The sequence below is a fragment of the Streptomyces sp. NPDC058985 genome (genome assembly GCF_042740985.1).
Taxonomy (GTDB): domain Bacteria; phylum Actinomycetota; class Actinomycetes; order Streptomycetales; family Streptomycetaceae; genus Streptomyces.
In genome coordinates, this window is sequence record NZ_JBHYJX010000009.1 from 81746 (window position 1) to 100067 (window position 18322).

Sequence of the window (18322 nt, forward strand, 5' to 3'; positions counted from 1 at the left end):
TGGTCACCCCGCGTGAAGCAAGGGTCACAAAGCCTTTACATAGTGATCTGGATCACTGGGCTCAGGCGTGTCCGGTAGCCCCCCAGCGTGGCCACGGCGAGAAGTCCGCAGTCAGTCTCCGTACGTCCTCACGAGCCCGGGAGGCCCCGAGATCGCCTCTGAGGACCTCGGTGAGCAGAGCGGCGATCCGTTGCATCTCCCGCTCCCCCATGCCCTGGGTGGTGACGGCCGCCGTGCCCAGACGCAGTCCGCGCAGGTCCGCGTGCGGCAGCGCGCAGCAGTCCAGGACGATCCCGGCCGCCGCCAGCAGGCCCCGCGCGGTCCTGCCGTCGACGCCGAGCGGGGCCGGGTCGGCGGTGAGCAGGTGGGTGTCGGTGCCGCCGGTGGTGACGACCAGGCCCTCGGCGGCCAGGTGGGCGGCGAGGGCCCGGGCGTTGGCGACCACCTGGTGGGCGTAGGCCGCGAAGGCCGGGGTCGCCGCCTCCCCGAAGGCGACCGCCTTGGCGGCGATGGTGTGCATCTGCGCGCCGCCCTGGGTGAAGGGGAACACGGCCCGGTCCACCCGCTCCGCCAGCTCGCTCCCGCACAGCACCATGCCGCCGCGCGGCCCGCGCAGCACCTTGTGTGTGGTGGCGCACACGATGTCGGCGTACGGCACCGGGCTGGGCGCCGCTCCCCCGGCGACCAGCCCCATCGGGTGGGCGGCGTCCGCGATGAGGTAGGCGCCCACCTCGTCGGCCACCTCGCGGAAGAAGGCGTAGTCGAGGTGGCGGGGGTAGGCGATCGAACCGCACACGATCGCCTTGGGCCGGCGTGCCCGGGCCAGGGTGCGCACCTGGTCGTGGGCGACGAGGCCGGTCTCCGCGTCCACCCCGTAGCCGACGAAGTCGAACCAGCGGCCGGAGAAGTTGGCGGGCGAACCGTGCGTGAGGTGGCCGCCGTACGGCAGGCCGAGGGCGAGGACGGTGTCGCCGGGGCGCAGCAGGGCTGCGTAGGCGGCCAGCACGGCGGAGGAGCCGGAGTGGGGCTGCACGTTGGCGTGCTCGGCGCCGAACAGCTCCCGGGCCCGCTCCACGGCGAGCCGCTCCGCGACGTCCACGAGCTCGCAGCCGCCGTGGTGGCGGGCGCCCGGGTAGCCCTCGGCGTACTTGTTGGCCAGCGGGGAGCCGAGCGCGGCCAGCACCGCGGGGGACATGAAGTTCTCGGCGGCGATCAGCTGGAGGGTCGTCGACTGCCGGCGTCGCTCGGCGACCAGGATCTCGGCCAGTTCGGGGTCCTGGCGGCCCAGTCCCGCGAGCGCGCTGTCCTCGGCCAGGGGGACGTCGTGGGTGACCGACATGGTGTGCTCCGGGCGTGCGTCGACGGTGACGTACGACCAATGTAGGCCCGGGGGCGGGATGCCGCCCGGCGTCGGGGGCCGTACGCCCTACGCCCGCGCCGCGACGCCCGTCAGCGCCGTCACCACCGGGGCCCCACTCCCGACGCGCCCCTCACACTGCTCGGCCCTGGCGGGCCTCCCAGGCATCGGGACGCTGCGGCGGACTCCGCCCGCCGGCTCTCCCCGGCCCGCATCCCGCCTCGCCTCGTCAGGCTCGCGTGGCAACCCCGGTCAGCGCCGTCACCACCGGGTCCAGTGCCTGGTGTATCTCGTCCCCCACGGACCGGAAGAACGGCAGCGGCGCCCCGTAGGGGTCGTACACCTCGTCCGCCTCCGCGGTGGGTGCCAGCAGCCATCCGCGCAGCGCCGCCGCCGCGCGGACCAGGGCGCGTGCGCGGGTGACCACGCCCTCGTCCAGGGACGGCAGCGTCGCCGGGTCGATGGCGTTGACCAGGCGGGTGAACTCCTTGAGGGTGAAGGTGCGCAGTCCGGCCGAGTGGCCCATGGAGATGACCTGCGCCCGGTGGTCCCGCGTGGCGGTGAGCACCAGGTCCGCGCGGATCACGTGCTCGTCGAGCAGCTCACGCCCGGTGAACCCGGCCGCGTCCGCGCCGAAGTCCGCGAGGACCGTCTCCGCGTTCGTCTCCATCGGCGCGCCCTCGTGGCCCCAGGTGCCCGCGCTCTCCACGATGAGGCCGCCGCCCAGCACGCCGAGCCGCTCCGTCACGAAATGCCGGGTCAGCCGCTCGGTGATGGGCGAGCGGCAGACGTTGCCGGTGCTGACGTGGAGGATGCGGAAGCTGTCGCGCGGAAGCCCGACGAACGTCGTCGTGATCTCCGCGGCACGTTCCCCGTTGCCTATGCCACGCCCCGTCCCAGGGGCCGTCAATTCGCCACCTCGAGGTCGGGTACCACCTTGCGCAGCTCCTCGGCGGAGAGCGCGCCCGCGCGCAGCAGCACCGGCACCTCGCGGGTGACGTCGACGATGGACGACGGGACGTTGCCGGGGGTGGGGCCGCCGTCGAGGTAGACGGAGACGGAGTCGCCGAGCATCTGCTGGGCGGCGTCGCAGTCCTCGGGCGCCGGGTGTCCGGTGAGGTTGGCGGAGGAGACGGCCATGGGGCCGAACTCGGTGAGCAGCTCGATGGCGACGGGGTGCAGCGGCATGCGCACGGCGACCGTGCCGCGGGTGTCGCCGAGGTCCCACTGGAGGGACGGCTGGTGCTTGGCGACCAGCGTCAGCGCGCCCGGCCAGAAGGCGTCGACCAGCTCCCAGGCCAGCTCGGAGAAGTCGGTGACCAGGCCGTGCAGGGTGTTCGGGGAGCCGATGAGGACGGGCGTGGGCATGTTGCGGCCGCGGCCCTTGGCGTCCAGCAGGTCGGCGACGGCCTCCCCGGAGAACGCGTCGGCGCCGATGCCGTACACCGTGTCCGTCGGGAGCACCACGAGCTCGCCACGGCGGACGGCGGACGCGGCCTCGCGCAGACCGGTCACTCGGTCGGTCGCGTCGTTGGTGTCGTATCGCCGTGCCATTTAGCGGGCCTCCTCGTACACGTACTGCGGGATGGAAGTCGGGGCGGTGCTCACGGCAGTGCCTTGCGGGCGGTCGCGAACCGCGGGCGGTTGTTGAGGTCGGGGTGGTCGGCCGCGTCGGCCCAGCCCCGCTCCTCGGTGAAGATCCACGGCACCTGGCCGCCCTGGGTGTCGGCGTGCTCGACGACGACCACGCCGCCGGGGCGCAGCAGGCGGTGCGCGGTGCGTTCCAGGCCGCGGATCAGGTCGAGGCCGTCCTCGCCGGAGAACAGGGCCATCTGCGGATCGTGGTCGCGGGCCTCGGGTGCGACGTACTCCCACTCGGTGAGCGGGATGTACGGCGGGTTGGAGACGACCAGGTCGACCTGTCCGTCGAGGTCCGGGAAGGCCGCCAGGGCGTCTCCCTGGCGCAGCTCGACCCTGGACCCCTCCATGTTCTTGCGTGTCCACCTGAGCGCGTCCTCGGACAGCTCCACGGCGTACACACGCGAGCGGGGCACCTCCTGGGCCAGCGCGAGCGCGATGGCGCCGGAGCCGGTGCACAGGTCGACGATGCAGGGTTCGACCACGTCCATGGCGCGCACCGCGTCTATGGCCCAGCCGACCACGGACTCGGTCTCGGGGCGGGGCACGAAGACGCCGGGGCCCACCTGGAGCTCCAGGTAGCGGAAGTAGGCGCGGCCGGTGATGTGCTGGAGCGGCTCGCGCGCCTCACGGCGGGCGACGACCTCCCAGTAGCGGGCGTCGAACTCCGCGTCCGGCACGGTGTGCAGCTCGCCCCGCTTGACGCCGTGCAGGTACGCGGCGAGTTCCTCCGCGTCGGTGCGCGGTGAGGGCACGCCGGCGTCGGCCAGCCGCTGGGTGGCCTGGGCCACCTCCATGAGCAGCAGGTTCACGCTGGTCCTCCGGGGCTGAGCTGTGGTCCGGTGTGGGTGGTGCGGCGGTGCCTAGGCGGCGGCGAGCTTGGCGGCCGAGTCCGCGTCGACGCAGGCCTGGATCACCGAGTCGAGGTCGCCGTCCAGGACCTGGTCCAGGTTGTACGCCTTGAAGCCGACACGGTGGTCCGAGATGCGGTTCTCCGGGAAGTTGTACGTGCGGATCTTCTCGGAGCGGTCGACGGTGCGGACCTGGCTGCGCCGGGCGTCCGCGGCCTCCTTCTCCGCCTCCTCCTGCGCGGCCGCGAGCAGCCTGGAGCGCAGGATACGCATCGCCTGCTCCTTGTTCTGCAGCTGGCTCTTCTCGTTCTGGCAGGAGGCGACGACCCCGGTCGGGATGTGCGTGATGCGCACGGCGGAGTCGGTGGTGTTGACGGACTGGCCGCCGGGCCCGGAGGAGCGGTAGACGTCGATGCGCAGGTCGTTGGGGTTGATCTCGACGTCGATCTCCTCGGCCTCGGGCGTGACGAGCACGCCGGCCGCTGAGGTGTGGATCCGGCCCTGCGACTCGGTCGCGGGCACCCGCTGCACGCGGTGCACGCCGCCCTCGTACTTCAGCCGCGCCCAGACGCCCTGGCCGGGCTCGGTGGCGCCCTGGCCGCCCTTGGTCTTCACGGCGACCTGGACGTCCTTGTAGCCGCCCAGCTCGGACTCGGTGGAGTCGATGACCTCGGTCTTCCAGCCGACCCGCTCGGCGTAGCGCAGGTACATGCGCAGCAGGTCACCGGCGAACAGGGCGGACTCGTCGCCGCCCGCGCCGGCCTTGATCTCCAGGATGACGTCCTTGTCGTCGCTGGGGTCGCGCGGGACGAGCAGGAGGCGGAGCTTCTCGGTGAGCTCCTCGCGCTGCTTGTCCAGCTCCTTGACCTCGGCGGCGAAGTCGGGGTCGTCGGCGGCCAGCTCGCGCGCGGTCTCGATGTCGTCGCCCGTCTGCTTCCAGGAGCGGAACGTGGCGACGATCGGGGTCAGCTCGGCGTACCGCTTGTTCAGCTTGCGGGCGTTGGCCTGGTCGGAGTGGACCGACGGGTCGGCGAGCTTCGTCTCCAGGTCGGCGTGCTCGGCGACGAGTTCCTCGACGGCCTCGAACATCTTGGGCTCCTGCACTGCGGAAACTGCGGGGGAAGGGGAAGGCGGGCGACCAAAAACGCCGGTCCCGGCGCTCCCCCGGGCGGGGGATGCGGCCGTGGACCGGCGGTTGGGGGCTCGCTACTTCTTGGAGCCGGCGGAAGCCTTGCCGAAGCGGGCCTCGAAGCGGGCCACGCGGCCACCGGTGTCGAGGATCTTCTGCTTGCCCGTGTAGAACGGGTGGCACTCGGAGCAGACCTCGGCGCGGACGGTGCCGGACTCGATGGTGCTGCGGGTGGTGAACGACGCGCCGCAGGTGCAGCTGACCTGCGTCTCGACGTACTCGGGGTGGATGTCGCGCTTCAAGGTGTCTCCTAGGTTCGGGAGGGCGCCGGGTCGCCGCCGCGGGGTGCGGGAGCGTGAACCGGGGCCGACGTACCAGTCTGCCAGGACTGGCGTCACTCCCCAAAACCGGGGGCGGCCGTCATCTATTCCGAGGCGTTCAGGAGGCGTTCACGACGCCCTTGGCCCCGCCGGCCGCGGTGCCCTCGGTGGCGGTCGCGGGGATCGGCCGGTCGTTCTTCAGGGCCGTCCACACCTGCTGGGCCTTGCCCTTCTCCATCAGGACCCGGTTGGCGTCCGCGGGGTCGTAGACCACCGGCATGGTGACCATGTTCATGCCCTCCGGGCTGATGCCCTTGAGGCCGCTCGCGAAGGACATCAGGGAGTTCACCGAGCCCAGCTCGGAGTCGGTGGTCACGGTCTTGGTGGCGGTGTCGGCGAGGTCGTACAGCTTCTTCGGGTTGCCGAGCACGCCGACGTCCTTGACCTGCTCGACCAGGGCCTTGACGAAGGCCTGCTGGAGCTGGATGCGGCCGAGGTCGGAGCCGTCGCCGACGCCGTGCCGGGTGCGGACCAGGCCGAGCGCCTGCTCTCCGTCGAGGGTGTGCGTCCCGGCGGCGAGGTCCAGGTGGCTGTCGGGGTCCTTGATGCTCTCGGTGGTGGTGACCTCGACGCCGCCGAGGTCGTCGACGAGGTTCTGGAAGCCGCTGAAGTCGACCTCCAGGTAGTGGTCCATGCGCAGGCCGCTGATCGACTCGACGGTCTTCACGGCGCAGGCGGCGCCACCGGTGGAGTAGGCGGAATTGAACATCACGTCCCTGGCGGCGGGCTGCTCGTCGCCGTTGGTGCCGCTGCACGCGGGGCGGTCGATGAGGGTGTCCCGCGGGATGGAGACCACGCTGGCCTTCTTGTGGCCCTTGTGGACGTGCACGATCATCGCCGTGTCCGAGCGGGCGGTGCCGTCGTCGGTGCCGCCGCCGAGCTTGTCGTTGCCGCCGGCGCGGGTGTCCGAGCCGAGCACCAGGATGTTCTCGGAGCCGTTGTCGGCCTTCTCGGGCCGGTCGGCGCCGAGTGCCTGGTCGATGTCGACGCTCGTGAGGTTGCCGTTCAGCTTGAAGTACAGGACTCCGGCGCCGGTGCCGCCCAGGACCACGATGCCCGCGGCGCTCCAGGCGGCGACGAGCAGGGCCTTGCGCCGCTTGCCCTTGGGCTTGCGGCGGCGGCCCTTGCCCCGGCGGCCGGGTCCGGTGCCGCTGGACTCTCCGGGGCCGGGTATCGCGGGGTCCGGCGTGCTCTCGGCTGACATGGGCTCCTCGGTGTTCGTCCGGTCGGTCTACCCCCTGCGCTCAGGGTCGGGGTCGGTCGGCTCCGGCGGTTTCCACCGGTACCTCACCATCGTCCCCCCGTAACTGAGACGGCGGAACTCGGGACAGGGTTGCACAACGGTCTGTGGTGATCTGGTGGGCAAATGGTCACGCAACGTGTTCATGTCGGGGGAGAGCACGCCGTTGACCTGGGGATCCGGGGACGCCGTCCCGGGTACCCCTAGACGACCCCGGGCTCCGGCCCTGTGGCGAAGGTCGCAGCGCGAAGGGGCCGTCTCCGTACGGAGACGGCCCCTGACAGGCGCGGAAGGCCGCCGCTTGGTCAGCCGAAGAGGTTGAACGCTCCCCAGCCGCCGCCGACCCGCACGCGGGCCTTGAACGTCGCCGTGCCCGTGCCGCCGGTGCCCTTGTACAGCCACATCACCCCGGAGCGGTCCCGGGACAGCAGGTCGGACCTGCCGTCTCCGGTGACGTCACCGGCGGTGGCGAAGGCGTCGTACACGGACCAGCCGCCGCCGACCCGCACGCGGGTACCGAGGGCCGGCGCGGCCTTCCCGGTGCCGGGGTAGAGCCACAGGACGCCGGAGCCGTCCCGCGCGAGCAGGTCGGGCCTGCCGTCGCGGTCGTAGTCGCCCTTGCCGGTGATCGTGTACGAGGCCCAGCCGCCGCCGATGCGGACGCGGGTGCCGAAGAGGCCGTTGCCCTTGCCGGGGTACAGCCACAGGACACCGGACTTGTCCTTGGCGACCAGGTCGGGCAGGGCGTCGCCGGAGAGGTCGCCGGGGACGCGGAGGTCCGCCATCGCGTTCCAGCCGCCGCCGACGCGGACCGGCTCGTAGCGGTCGTCGCCGTTGAACGCGAAGTCGTACAGCACGCCGTCCGGGGTCCGGTACAGGTAGTCCTGGAAGGAGTCGCGGTTCAGGTCGGCCTGGCGCACCAGGTTCACCCAATCCCAGTTCCCGGCCTCGATCCGGTCGGCCAGGTACGGCCACTGGTCGCCGCGCGAGTAGTACTCGTAGGCCGTGCCGCCCGATGTGCGGGCGAAGAGGTCCGCGAGTCCGTCGAAGTCCACGTCGCTGTCGTCGACGCGGGCGTTGATCTCCGCGACGTAGGAGCGGGTCTTGGCGTAGACGGCGTAGGCGCCGGAGGCGACACAGTCCTTGACGCCCCAGGACACGACGCCGGCGATCCGGCCGTTGACCACGAGGGGGCCGCCGGAGTCGCCGTTGCACGGGGAGACCGTGCCGGCGTTCTGGCCGCTCGCCGGATTCCCGGCGCAGGCCATCTGGCCGGGCACGAAGTCGGCGCCCCAGTACGCGTCGCAGGCGGCGTCCGTGCGCATCGGCACGGTCGCCTTCTTCAGCGTCGGCGAGATGTCCTGGCTGGCGGAGTCGGTGCGCCCCCAGCCGTAGACGGTCGCCGGGGTGCCGTTCACGTACGAGGCGTTGTCGCCGCTCGACGTGGGCTGGAGCGTCTTGTACGGCAGCGCCTCGGACAGCGTGAGGATCGCGAGGTCACCGCCCGAGGTGGTACTCGGCCGGTAGGTCGGGTTGACCCACTGGCGCCACACGCCGGCCACCCGGCCGCCGTGCAGGTCGTCACCGTCCGGCAGCTGGGCCGTGCCGCCGAGGACGGCGCCGTTCGCCGTCCAGTCCAGGCCGTACACGCAGTGGGCTGCGGTCAGGACCTTCGCCGGGGCCACCAGGGTGCCGCCGCAGAAGTAGCCCTCGTCGTCGGCGGTGCCGGAGGTGCCCTTGTCGTCGTAGTAGTGCAGCTGCACCATCCACGGCGCCTCGGTGATGGTCGCGTCCTTACCGCCGATGATCTTCGGATCGACGCGGCCGGACGGGGCCCCGGCCTCCGGGGTGGCCCCCGGCGCGGCGGTGGTGTCGTCCTTGAGGGCGGCCCCGGAGTCCTCGATCCGCCGCACCAGCTCGGCGTCGGAGGAGGTGGGCCGCTCGGTGAGGGCGGGCTGCGGCGGCGCCGGAGTGGTGCCGGAGGCCTGCGCGGGGGCGGTCGAGAGGACCGCGCCCGACAGGGCGAGTGCGGCGGCGGCCGCGGGAAGAGCCAGGCGGCGTCTTCGAGGGGTTGAGGTCACTCAGGTCTCCTGTCGCTGTGTACGCAGGCAGGAGAGAAGATCCCGACGGGCACGGGCCCGTGAAGGCGGCACAGATCGCCCCGTGGGCGTATCCGAAAATACGTTCCCCCCCACTGCGGTGCGCTGATCCTACAAGGCGGAAGTCCCGCTCCATCACCCGAGTGACGGAGCGGGACTCCCGGTGCCGAAGACGGCCGGCGGTGACTAGTCGCCGTTGCCCGGAGTGGGGGTCGTCTTCTGGATCTGCATCAGGAACTCGCCGTTCGACTTGGTCTGCTTCATCTTGTCGAGGAGCAGCTCGATCGCCTGCTGCTGGTCGAGGGCGTGCAGCACCCGGCGGAGCTTCCAGGTGACGGCCAGCTCCTCGCTGCCGAGCAGGATCTCCTCCTTGCGGGTGCCGGACGCGTCGACGTCCACCGCGGGGAAGATGCGCTTGTCGGCGAGCTTCCGGTCGAGCTTCAGCTCGGCGTTGCCGGTGCCCTTGAACTCCTCGAAGATGACCTCGTCCATGCGGGACCCGGTGTCCACCAGCGCGGTGGCGAGGATGGTCAGCGAGCCGCCGTCCTCGATGTTGCGGGCCGCACCGAAGAAGCGCTTCGGCGGGTACAGGGCGGTCGAGTCGACACCACCGGACAGGATGCGGCCGGAGGCCGGGGCGGCGAGGTTGTACGCACGGCCCAGGCGGGTGATCGAGTCGAGCAGCACGACGACGTCGTGACCCAGCTCCACCAGGCGCTTGGCGCGCTCGATGGCCAGCTCGGCGACCGTGGTGTGGTCCTCGGCCGGGCGGTCGAAGGTCGAGGAGATGACCTCGCCCTTCACCGACCGCTGCATGTCGGTGACCTCTTCCGGACGCTCGTCGACGAGGACGACCATCAGGTGGCACTCGGGGTTGTTGTGCGTGATCGCGTTGGCGATCGCCTGCATGATCATGGTCTTGCCGGTCTTCGGCGGGGCCACGATCAGACCGCGCTGCCCCTTGCCGATGGGCGCGACGAGGTCGATGATGCGGGTGGTCAGGACACCGGGGTCCGTCTCCAGGCGGAGGCGGTCCTGCGGGTACAGCGGCGTCAGCTTGTTGAACTCCGGCCGCCCGCGGCCGTGTTCGGGCGCCATGCCGTTGACCGAGTCCAGGCGCACCAGCGCGTTGAACTTCTCGCGGCGCTCGCCCTCCTTGGGCTGGCGCACGGCACCGGTGAGGTGGTCGCCCTTGCGCAGGCCGTTCTTGCGGACCTGGGCGAGGGAGACGTACACGTCGTTGGGCCCGGGCAGGTAGCCGGAGGTCCGGATGAACGCGTAGTTGTCGAGGATGTCGAGGATGCCGGCGACCGGGATGAGGACGTCGTCCTCGTTGATCTGCGGCTCCTGGATCTCGTCGCGTCCGCGACGGCCCCGGCGGTCGCGGTAGCGTCCGCGACGGCCCCGGCGGCCGCCCTCGAAGTCGTCGTCGTCCTGCTGCTGGCGGTCCTGGCGGCCGCCGCCCTGCTGGCGCTGCTGGCCACCGCCCTGGCCCTGCTGGTCGTCGCCCTTGTTGCGGCGGTCGCGCCCGCGGTCGCCACGGTCACCGCGGTCGCCACGGTCACCGCGGTCGCCACGGTCACGGCGGTCGCGGCGGCGGCCCTCGCCGCCCTCGCCGTCGGAGCGGCCGTCGCCCTGGCCCTGCTGCTGGCCCTGCGACTGCTGGGCCGAGTCGCCCTTCGGCTCGCGGGTCTCGACGGCGGCCGTCTCGGCGGACGGGCTGCCCGCGTCGGCGGTGGCGCGGCGACGACGGCGCTCGGAGGGGGCGTCGTCACCGGCGGCACCGGACTGGTCGGCGGCGGGCGAGACCTTGGACGGCTGACCGGGGATGTCGATCTGCTGCTGGGCGGCGGCCTGGTCGGCGGTCGCCTTGTCCGCCTTCTTCTCGGCCTTGCCGGCCTTCTCCGCCTTCTCGGCGGGGGCCTCGTCGCCCGTACGGGACCGGGAGGTGCTGCGGCGCTTCGGCTTGGTCTCGCCGGCGGCGTCCGCGGCGGGCGCGGCCTTGGCGGGGGCTCCCCCGGCGGCCTGCGCCTCCTTGATGACCTCGATCAGCTGGCTCTTGCGCATCCGCGCGGTGCCCCTGATACCGAGGCCGGATGCGACCTGTTGCAGCTCGGCCAGCACCATGCCCTCGAGGCCGGTACCGCGGCGCCGCCGGGAGCCGGCACCGGTGGCAGGCGCGGAGGCGTCCGTGGCGGGCGCGGCAGCGGTCTCCTCGACACGTGCGCCCATCAGATCGGTGGTGTCGCTCACGAAGGGTCCTTCCCTGGAGCGGACGTCGGCCTGTCTGGCTCGGCGACCGGTTGTGCTGTCCGGCTTCGGTCCTTGCTGTGCGAACCGTGCCGGGGCGGTGGTCCGCCTGGACGGCGGAAGAGATATCTGGTGATGGCGCGCCCCCTGGCCGTGGCACCCAGTGTCTGTGACACGCGGCGTGGTCGCACCGGTTCCGAAGCGTGCCCGGCGGGCCGCTCAGTGTCCGTGTCGGTCGTACTGTTCACGTACGACATCCACCACACAGTGCGGCTTGGGGGGCTCCCGGAAGGGTGTCTGTCCCGGACGGGGACACGAAGCACCTCGCCATGGTGGGGTCGGGTGCAGACTTGAGGTTAACACTACCGGATCCAACAAACATTCCCCCTCTCGAAATCCGGCAACCCTCCGCGTCTAGGTGTCACTGGGGGTTGCCAGCGGCAGCACGCTCGCGCCCTGCTGGTCCAGGCTCAGCCGGTTGGCCGCCCAGTCCGTCCCCGCCAACGCCTCGACCTTGTCGGCCGTGTCGGCGTCGGCGAGGGCCATCACGGTGGGTCCGGCACCCGAGATCACCGCGGGGATGCCGTCGCCGCGCAGCCGTTCCACCAGCGCCGCGCTCTCCGGCATGGCCGGTGCGCGGTACTCCTGGTGGAGGCGGTCCTCGGTGGCCGGGAGCAGCAGCTCGGGGCGCCTGGTCAGGGCCTCGACGAGCAGCGCGGCGCGGCCGGCGTTGGTGGCGGCGTCGACGTGCGGGACATGGCGCGGGAGCAGTCCGCGCGCGGTCTCCGTCAGTACCGGCTTTCCGGGCACGAAAACCACCGGAACGATGGAATCGGCGGGCTCCATCCTGATCGCGCGGGCCGCGCCGGACTCCATCCAGGAGAGGGTGAAGCCGCCCAGCAGACAGGCCGCCACGTTGTCGGGGTGGCCCTCGATCTCGGTGGCGAGGTCGAGCAGCGCGGCGTCGTCGAGGCGGGCCTCGCCGCCTATGGTCACCGCGCGCGCGGCGACGATGCCGGCGCAGATGGCGGCGGAGGAGGAGCCGAGGCCGCGGCCGTGCGGGATGCGGTTGGCGCAGACGATCTCCAGGCCACGGGGCTGTCCGCCGAGCAGGTCGAAGGCGGTGCGCAGGGAGCGGATCAGGAGGTGCTTCTCGTCGCGCGGCAGCGTCTCGCTGCCCTCACCGGCGATGTCGATGTGCAGCCCGGAGTCGGCCACCCGGACGACCACGTCGTCGTACAAGCCCAGCGCGAGACCGAGGGCGTCGAAGCCCGGGCCGAGGTTGGCGCTGGTTGCGGGGACGCGCACCCTGACGGCGGCGGCGCGGAACGCTGGACCGGCCATCTCTCGATGACTCTCCTTGAGCTGCGTGGTTTGTCGAATGACAATCGATCTGGCATCCGATGACGTACGGAACCTTCGGTGGCCGCCGCTGCCGGCGCGGGCTGGGCGGCATATGCGGCAGGCGGGTTCGGGTACAGCCTATCGAAGGAAGGTTCCGTGGCGACACAGGGCGCACAGGAGGCGCACGATGCGTGTCGCAAGCCCCCTGTGCACCCCCCATACATGACTTTCCCGGCCGGACGTCGCTTACGCCCTCGTACGCCGGTGGGAGTGGCGTCGCCGGCTCAGACCAGACCGAGCCGCTCGGCCGCCGTCGCCGCGTCGACCGGGACGGTGACGGGCTGCGGGGCGCCGGCCACGGCCCAGTCCGGGTCCTTCAGACCGTTGCCGGTGACGGTGCAGACGATGCGCTGGCCCGGGTCGACCCTGCCCAGCTCGGCGGCCTTCAGCAGACCGGCCACCGACGCGGCGGACGCGGGCTCCACGAAGACACCCTCCTGGGAGGCCAACAGCCGGTAGGCGCGCAGGATCTCACGGTCCGTCACCTCGTCGATGGCGCCGCCGGACTCGTCCCGCGCGGCGAGCGCGAGGTCCCACGAGGCCGGGTTGCCGATCCGGATGGCGGTGGCGATGGTCGACGGGTCCTTGACGACCTCGCCGCGCACGATCGGGGCACTGCCGGAGGCCTGGAACCCCCACATGCGGGGCGTCTTCGTGCTGACCGCGTCGGCGGCGTACTCGCGGTACCCCTTCCAGTACGCGGTGATGTTGCCCGCGTTGCCGACCGGCAGGACGTGTATGTCGGGCGCGTCGCCGAGCATGTCCACGATCTCGAAGGCGGCCGTCTTCTGCCCCTCGATACGCACCGGGTTGACCGAATTGACCAGCGCCACCGGGTAGTTGTCGCTGAGCGCGCGGGCCAGCGTGAGGCAGTCGTCGAAGTTGCCGTCGACCTGGAGGATCTTCGCGCCGTGCACGAGGGCCTGGCCCATCTTGCCGAGCGCGATCTTGCCCTGCGGCACGAGCACGGCGGACACCATGCCCGCGCGCACGCCGTAGGCGGCGGCCGAGGCGGAGGTGTTCCCGGTGGACGCACAGATGACAGCCTGCGCACCCTCCTCCTTGGCCTTGCTGATGGCCATGGTCATGCCGCGGTCCTTGAAGGACCCCGTCGGGTTCGCCCCCTCGACCTTGAGGTGGACCTCGCAGCCCGTGCGCTCGGAGAGCACCTGTGCGGGCACGAGCGGCGTGCCGCCCTCGCGGAGCGTCACGACGGGCGTGCTGTCGGAGACGGGCAGCCGGTCCCGGTACTCCTCGATGATTCCGCGCCACTGGTGGGTCATTGCTGGTTACTCTCCTTCAACCCGCATGATGCTGGCGACACCCCGCACGGTGTCGAGCTTGCGCAGCGCCTCGACCGTACCGCCGAGGGCGGCGTCGGACGCGCGATGGGTGACGACGACGAGGGATGCCTCGCCGTCCTTGCCGGACTGCCGCACGGTGTCGATGGAGACACCGTGCTCCGCGAACACGGTCGCGACCTGGGCGAGCACGCCCGGTTTGTCGGCCACGTCGAGGCTGATGTGGTAGCGCGTGACGACCTCGCCCATCGGCGAGACGGGCAGTGCGGCGTACGCGGACTCGCCGGGTCCGGTCGCGCCGCCCAGCCGGTTGCGGCAGACGGCGACGAGATCGCCGAGTACGGCGGACGCGGTCGGCGAACCGCCGGCGCCGGGCCCGTAGAACATGAGCTGCCCGGCGGCGTCGGACTCCACGAAGACGGCGTTGTAGGCCTCGCGCACGTTGGCGAGCGGGTGGCTGAGCGGAATCATCGCGGGATGGACCCGCGCGGTCACCGAACCCCCGTCGGCCGCCCGCTCGCAGATGGCGAGCAGCTTGATGGTGCAGCCCATCTCCTTCGCGGAGGCGAAGTCGGCGGCGGTGACCTCGGTCATGCCCTCGCGGTAGACGTCGTCGAGGCGCACGCGCGTGTGGAAGGCGATCCCGGCGAGGATGGCGGCCTTGGCGGCGGCGTCGAAGCCCTCGACGTCGGCGGTCGGGTCGGCCTCCGCGTATCCGAGGGCGGTGGCCTCGTCGAGCGCCTCCTGGTATCCGGCGCCCGTGGTGTCCATGGCGTCGAGGATGAAGTTGGTGGTCCCGTTGACGATGCCGAGCACCCGGTTGACCTTGTCGCCGGCGAGCGACTCGCGCAGCGGCCGGATCAGCGGGATGGCACCGGCGACGGCGGCCTCGTAGTACAGGTCCTTGCCGTGCTCGTCGGCCGCGGCGTGCAGCGAGGCGCCGTCCTGGGCGATGAGCGCCTTGTTGGCGGAGACGACGGAGGCGCCGTGCTCGAAGGCGGTGGTGATGAGGGTCCGGGCGGGCTCGATGCCGCCGATGACCTCGACGACGACGTCGATGTCCCCGCGCTTGACCAGGGCGGTGGCGTCGGTGGTGACGAGGGCGGGGTCGATGCCCTCGCGTACCCGGTCCGGCCGCCGCACGGCCACGCCCGCCAGCTCCACCGGTGCCCCGATGCGGGAGGCGAGGTCGTCGGCGTGCGTCGTCATGATGCGCGCCACCTCTGAGCCGACCACACCACAGCCCAGCAGCGCCACCTTCAGCGGACGCGTACGCATCATCCGACCTCGTTTCCTCATACCGTCTACGGTTGGACCAGTCTCACGCACCGGACGGGATTTTCTGCCTTTCGTCCGGATCGTGAGACGTTTATTTCATTTTCGGACGGGCTCGGAACGAAAGATCTTCGCCCGCGCCCGCCTTCCCCTCCCTGACCTCCCTGGCCTCCTCCGCCCCCAGCTCTCAGCCGACGTCGAGACGCAGCAGGTCCTCCTCGGTCTCACGCCGCACGATGACCCGCGCCTCGCCGTCCCGCACCGCGACGACCGGCGGGCGCAGCACGTGGTTGTAGTTGCTGGCCATGGAGCGGCAGTACGCGCCCGTCGCCGGTACGGCGATCAGGTCGCCGGGGGCCAGGTCGCCCGGCAGGAAGGCGTCCTTGACCACGATGTCCCCGCTCTCGCAGTGCTTGCCGACGACGCGGGCCAGCATCGGCTCGGCGTCGGAGGTGCGGGAGGCGAGGGCGACGCTGTACTCGGCGTCGTAGAGCGCGGTCCGGATGTTGTCCGACATCCCCCCGTCCACGGAGACGTACGTCCGCAGCCCGTCGAGGGGCTTGACGGTGCCGACCTCGTAGAGCGTGAACGCGGTCGGGCCCACGATGGCCCGCCCGGGCTCGACGGAGATCCGCGGCGTGCGCAGCCGCGCGCTCTCGCACTCCCTCGTCACGATCTCGGTCAGCGCCTTGGCGATCTCGTGCGGCTCGCGGGGGTCGTCGTCGCTCGTGTAGGCGATCCCGAGCCCGCCCCCCAGGTCGATCTCGGGCAGCTCGACCCCGTGCTCGTCGCGGATGTCCTTGAGCAGCCCGACCACGCGGTGCGCGGCGACCTCGAACCCGGACATGTCGAAGATCTGCGACCCGATGTGGGAGTGGATCCCGATCAGCTCGATCCCGTCGAGCTGGAGCGCCCGCCGCACGGCCTCCGCGGCCTGCCCGCCGGCCAGCGGGATGCCGAACTTCTGGTCCTCGTGGGCGGTGGCGATGAACTCGTGGGTGTGCGCCTCGACGCCGACGGTGATACGGATCTGCACCCGCTGCCGCCTGCCCAGCGACTCGGCGGTGTGGGCGACGCGCACGATCTCCTGGAAGGAGTCGAGCACGATCCGCCCGACGCCCGCGGCGACGGCCCGCTCGATCTCCTCCGGCGACTTGTTGTTGCCGTGGAAGGCGATGCGCTCCGCGGGCATGCCCGCGGACAGCGCGGTGGCCAGCTCGCCGCCGGAGCACACGTCGAGGTTGAGCCCCTCCTCGTCCAGCCACCGCACGACGGCGCGCGACAGGAAGGCCTTGCCCGCGTAGAAGACGTCGGCGTCGGTCCCGAAGGCCGTACGCCAGGCCCGCGCCCGCTCCCGGAAGTCGGCCTCGTCGAGGATGTAGGCGGGGGTGCCGTACTCCTCGGCGAGCTGGGTGACGGCGATCCCCCCGACGGTGACGGCACCGTCCGCGTCCCGCCCGACGGTGTGGGCCCACACCTTGGGGTCGAGGGCGTTGAGATCGGCGGGCGGAGCGGAGTAGTGCCCCTCGGTGAGGACATCGGCGTGACGGGGCCCGGCGGGGTGTGCGGAACGGCTCATTTCTTCGCTGACTCTCTCGCTGGCTTCACAGGTGGTCGGGTGCGTCGATACCGAGCAGGGTCAGGCCGCCGGCCAGCACCGTCCCGGCGGCTTCGGCGAGGGCGAGCCGGGCACGGTGGGCGGCCGAGGGTTTCTCCCCACCGCGCGGCAGCACGGTGGGCAGGAAGGGCAGCACGGCATCGGCGACGGTGACGAGGTGCCGGGCGAGGCGGTCGGGAGCGTGGTGGGCCGCGGCGGCGGCGAGGACGCGGGGGTGGTCGGCGAGCAGCGCGTGTATCCCGTGCGTGTCCGGGGTTTCCACGGGCCCCGGCTCGGCGGCGAAGCCGAGGTCGGCCGCGTTGCGCGTGAGGGCGCGGGTGCGGGCGTGGGCGTACCGCACACGGAAGAGGGGATTGCTCTCGCGCTGGACGAGATGCTCGTCACCGATCCGGGGCCGGTCGTGGGCGGCGGGATGGAGCAGCGCCCAGCGCCCGGCGTCCCGGCCGAGGGGCAGGGGGTCGCCGGGGGCGGGGACGGGCCTGATCTCGACGGGCGGCTCGTCGGGCGCGGGTCCCTCGGCATCGACATCGACGCGTACGCCGAGGGCGACGGCCCATTCCGGCGGTGGCGGGGTGGTGCAGCTGACGCGGGCGAGGGCGCCCTGGGAGCGCAGGATGCGGGCGGCGGCGTCGGCGACGACGAGGGCGCGGGGGTGGTGGTCGCAGTGCAGCCGCACGAGACGCCGTTCGCCCTCTCCGCCATCTCCGCCCTCGGGGTCGAGGTGGCCGTACCGCGGCCCGCGCAGCAGCACCTCGGCGACCAGCTCGGCCGGGGCGGTGCGGTGGAGGCTGATGTTGAGGAACCCGGGCCCGGTGAGGACGACGCCGGCGATGCCGTCGGCGCCTGTGAGATGCGTCCGCAGCACCTCGGCGACCCGGTACGGCGACTGCCCGGCCGGCCGGGCCAGCTGGAGGGCGATACCGGTGGCGTAGTCACCACATCCGCCGGGCCCCGGAGGCCCCACCCGGACCCTCCCGGGCACGTCCACGTCCAGCTCTCCCCCGTCGACAGCGCGACGCACCGCGCGCAGCACGGTACGGGAGAGCTCTACGGGGGTCACGGGTCAAGCGTATGGGAGGAGGGGGGTGGGGAGGCCAACCGGTTTCGGGGAGTCCCGGGATATGGACGGGAGGGACTCAGAGGGAGGTGACAGGGACGATCACGCCTGGGCGGAGGACTCACTCTCCTCCGCGCGGGGTGACGAGGCGGCGGCCGCCCCGTCACCACCCACCACACCAACCCCCGTGACGGTCCGCTCGGCCAACTCCCGTACGAGTCTGACGAGCTCGGCCGGCTCGAAGGGCTTGGAGAGGAAGGCGTCGACCCCGGCTGCGAACCCCGCGTCGACCTCGTACCGCGTGCAGGCACTCACGATCGCGATCGGAAGCTCCTGGGTACGCGGATCGGCACGCAGCCGCGCGGCGGTCCGGAGACCGTCCAGGCGGGGCATGACCACGTCCAGCGTGACCACGTCGGGCCGCACCCGATGGACGACATCCAGACACTCGACACCATCGCCCGCGGTCACGACCTCGAAGCCCTCCAGCTCGAGATTGACCCTGATCAGCTGCCGGATGACCTTGTTGTCGTCCACAACAAGAACCCGGCCAGACGCCCTAGGCACAACTCGAGAGTAGGTCCGGACCGGCCACCGCGTCCGGCTTTTCCCCACTTCCACCCCTGCGGGGGACAACGCCCCCGCGTGTGCTCCCGACAGGCCCCACGACCCGGGGAAACCCGTTCATGACCACCCCGGGGGAGCTGGTAGTGTTCTACCCGT

The 18322-nt window shown here is 72.0% G+C and carries 15 protein-coding genes; all 15 read right to left on the minus strand.

The features are described 5' to 3' along the window. Positions 1 to 61 precede the first annotated feature (61 nt). The gene (glyA, locus tag ACFW01_RS10990) at positions 62 to 1339 is read right to left on the minus strand and encodes a serine hydroxymethyltransferase (protein WP_384503051.1); all 1278 of its coding nucleotides are present in this window, start codon (positions 1337 to 1339) and stop codon (positions 62 to 64) included. A gap of 247 nt (positions 1340 to 1586) precedes the next feature. Further along, complete coding sequence (locus tag ACFW01_RS10995) at positions 1587 to 2267, minus strand: protein-tyrosine-phosphatase (RefSeq protein ID WP_384503053.1); 681 nt, start codon at positions 2265 to 2267, stop codon at positions 1587 to 1589. Further along, positions 2264 to 2911 (minus strand): L-threonylcarbamoyladenylate synthase, encoded by a 648-nt coding sequence (locus ACFW01_RS11000; RefSeq protein ID WP_122616247.1) that lies wholly within the window; start codon positions 2909 to 2911, stop codon positions 2264 to 2266. The genes ACFW01_RS10995 and ACFW01_RS11000 overlap by 4 nt, the downstream gene beginning before the upstream one ends. Positions 2912 to 2961: 50 nt before the next feature. Continuing rightward, the gene (prmC, locus tag ACFW01_RS11005; RefSeq protein ID WP_125493191.1) at positions 2962 to 3807 is read right to left on the minus strand and encodes a peptide chain release factor N(5)-glutamine methyltransferase; all 846 of its coding nucleotides are present in this window, start codon (positions 3805 to 3807) and stop codon (positions 2962 to 2964) included. Between the two features lie 51 nt (positions 3808 to 3858). Beyond that, positions 3859 to 4935: a peptide chain release factor 1 gene (gene prfA, locus ACFW01_RS11010; RefSeq protein WP_125493192.1), complete on the minus strand. Its 1077-nt coding sequence runs from the start codon at positions 4933 to 4935 to the stop codon at positions 3859 to 3861. 117 nt (positions 4936 to 5052) lie between these two features. Next, complete coding sequence (gene rpmE, locus ACFW01_RS11015; RefSeq protein ID WP_064729851.1) at positions 5053 to 5277, minus strand: 50S ribosomal protein L31; 225 nt, start codon at positions 5275 to 5277, stop codon at positions 5053 to 5055. Between the two features lie 136 nt (positions 5278 to 5413). Continuing rightward, positions 5414 to 6559, minus strand: a complete 1146-nt coding sequence (locus ACFW01_RS11020; protein WP_384503056.1) for an LCP family protein — start codon at positions 6557 to 6559, stop codon at positions 5414 to 5416. Positions 6560 to 6900: 341 nt separating this feature from the next. Continuing rightward, positions 6901 to 8676, minus strand: coding sequence for a trypsin-like serine protease (locus tag ACFW01_RS11025; RefSeq protein WP_384503058.1), 1776 nt, complete (start codon positions 8674 to 8676; stop codon positions 6901 to 6903). A gap of 204 nt (positions 8677 to 8880) precedes the next feature. Beyond that, positions 8881 to 10947: a transcription termination factor Rho gene (gene rho, locus ACFW01_RS11030; RefSeq protein WP_234960877.1), complete on the minus strand. Its 2067-nt coding sequence runs from the start codon at positions 10945 to 10947 to the stop codon at positions 8881 to 8883. 411 nt (positions 10948 to 11358) lie between these two features. Beyond that, positions 11359 to 12288: a homoserine kinase gene (gene thrB, locus ACFW01_RS11035; protein ID WP_161330319.1), complete on the minus strand. Its 930-nt coding sequence runs from the start codon at positions 12286 to 12288 to the stop codon at positions 11359 to 11361. A gap of 284 nt (positions 12289 to 12572) precedes the next feature. Beyond that, complete coding sequence (thrC, locus tag ACFW01_RS11040; RefSeq protein WP_234960876.1) at positions 12573 to 13631, minus strand: threonine synthase; 1059 nt, start codon at positions 13629 to 13631, stop codon at positions 12573 to 12575. A gap of 6 nt (positions 13632 to 13637) precedes the next feature. Then, positions 13638 to 14930, minus strand: coding sequence for a homoserine dehydrogenase (locus tag ACFW01_RS11045; RefSeq protein WP_234960940.1), 1293 nt, complete (start codon positions 14928 to 14930; stop codon positions 13638 to 13640). A 181-nt stretch (positions 14931 to 15111) separates the two neighbouring features. Then, positions 15112 to 16503, minus strand: coding sequence for a diaminopimelate decarboxylase (gene lysA, locus ACFW01_RS11050; RefSeq protein ID WP_234960875.1), 1392 nt, complete (start codon positions 16501 to 16503; stop codon positions 15112 to 15114). 25 nt (positions 16504 to 16528) lie between these two features. Then, positions 16529 to 17602, minus strand: coding sequence for an ArgS-related anticodon-binding protein NrtL (gene nrtL / locus ACFW01_RS11055; protein WP_384503061.1), 1074 nt, complete (start codon positions 17600 to 17602; stop codon positions 16529 to 16531). Positions 17603 to 17701: 99 nt separating this feature from the next. Next, positions 17702 to 18214 (minus strand): response regulator, encoded by a 513-nt coding sequence (locus tag ACFW01_RS11060; RefSeq protein WP_384503063.1) that lies wholly within the window; start codon positions 18212 to 18214, stop codon positions 17702 to 17704. Positions 18215 to 18322: the final 108 nt, after the last annotated feature.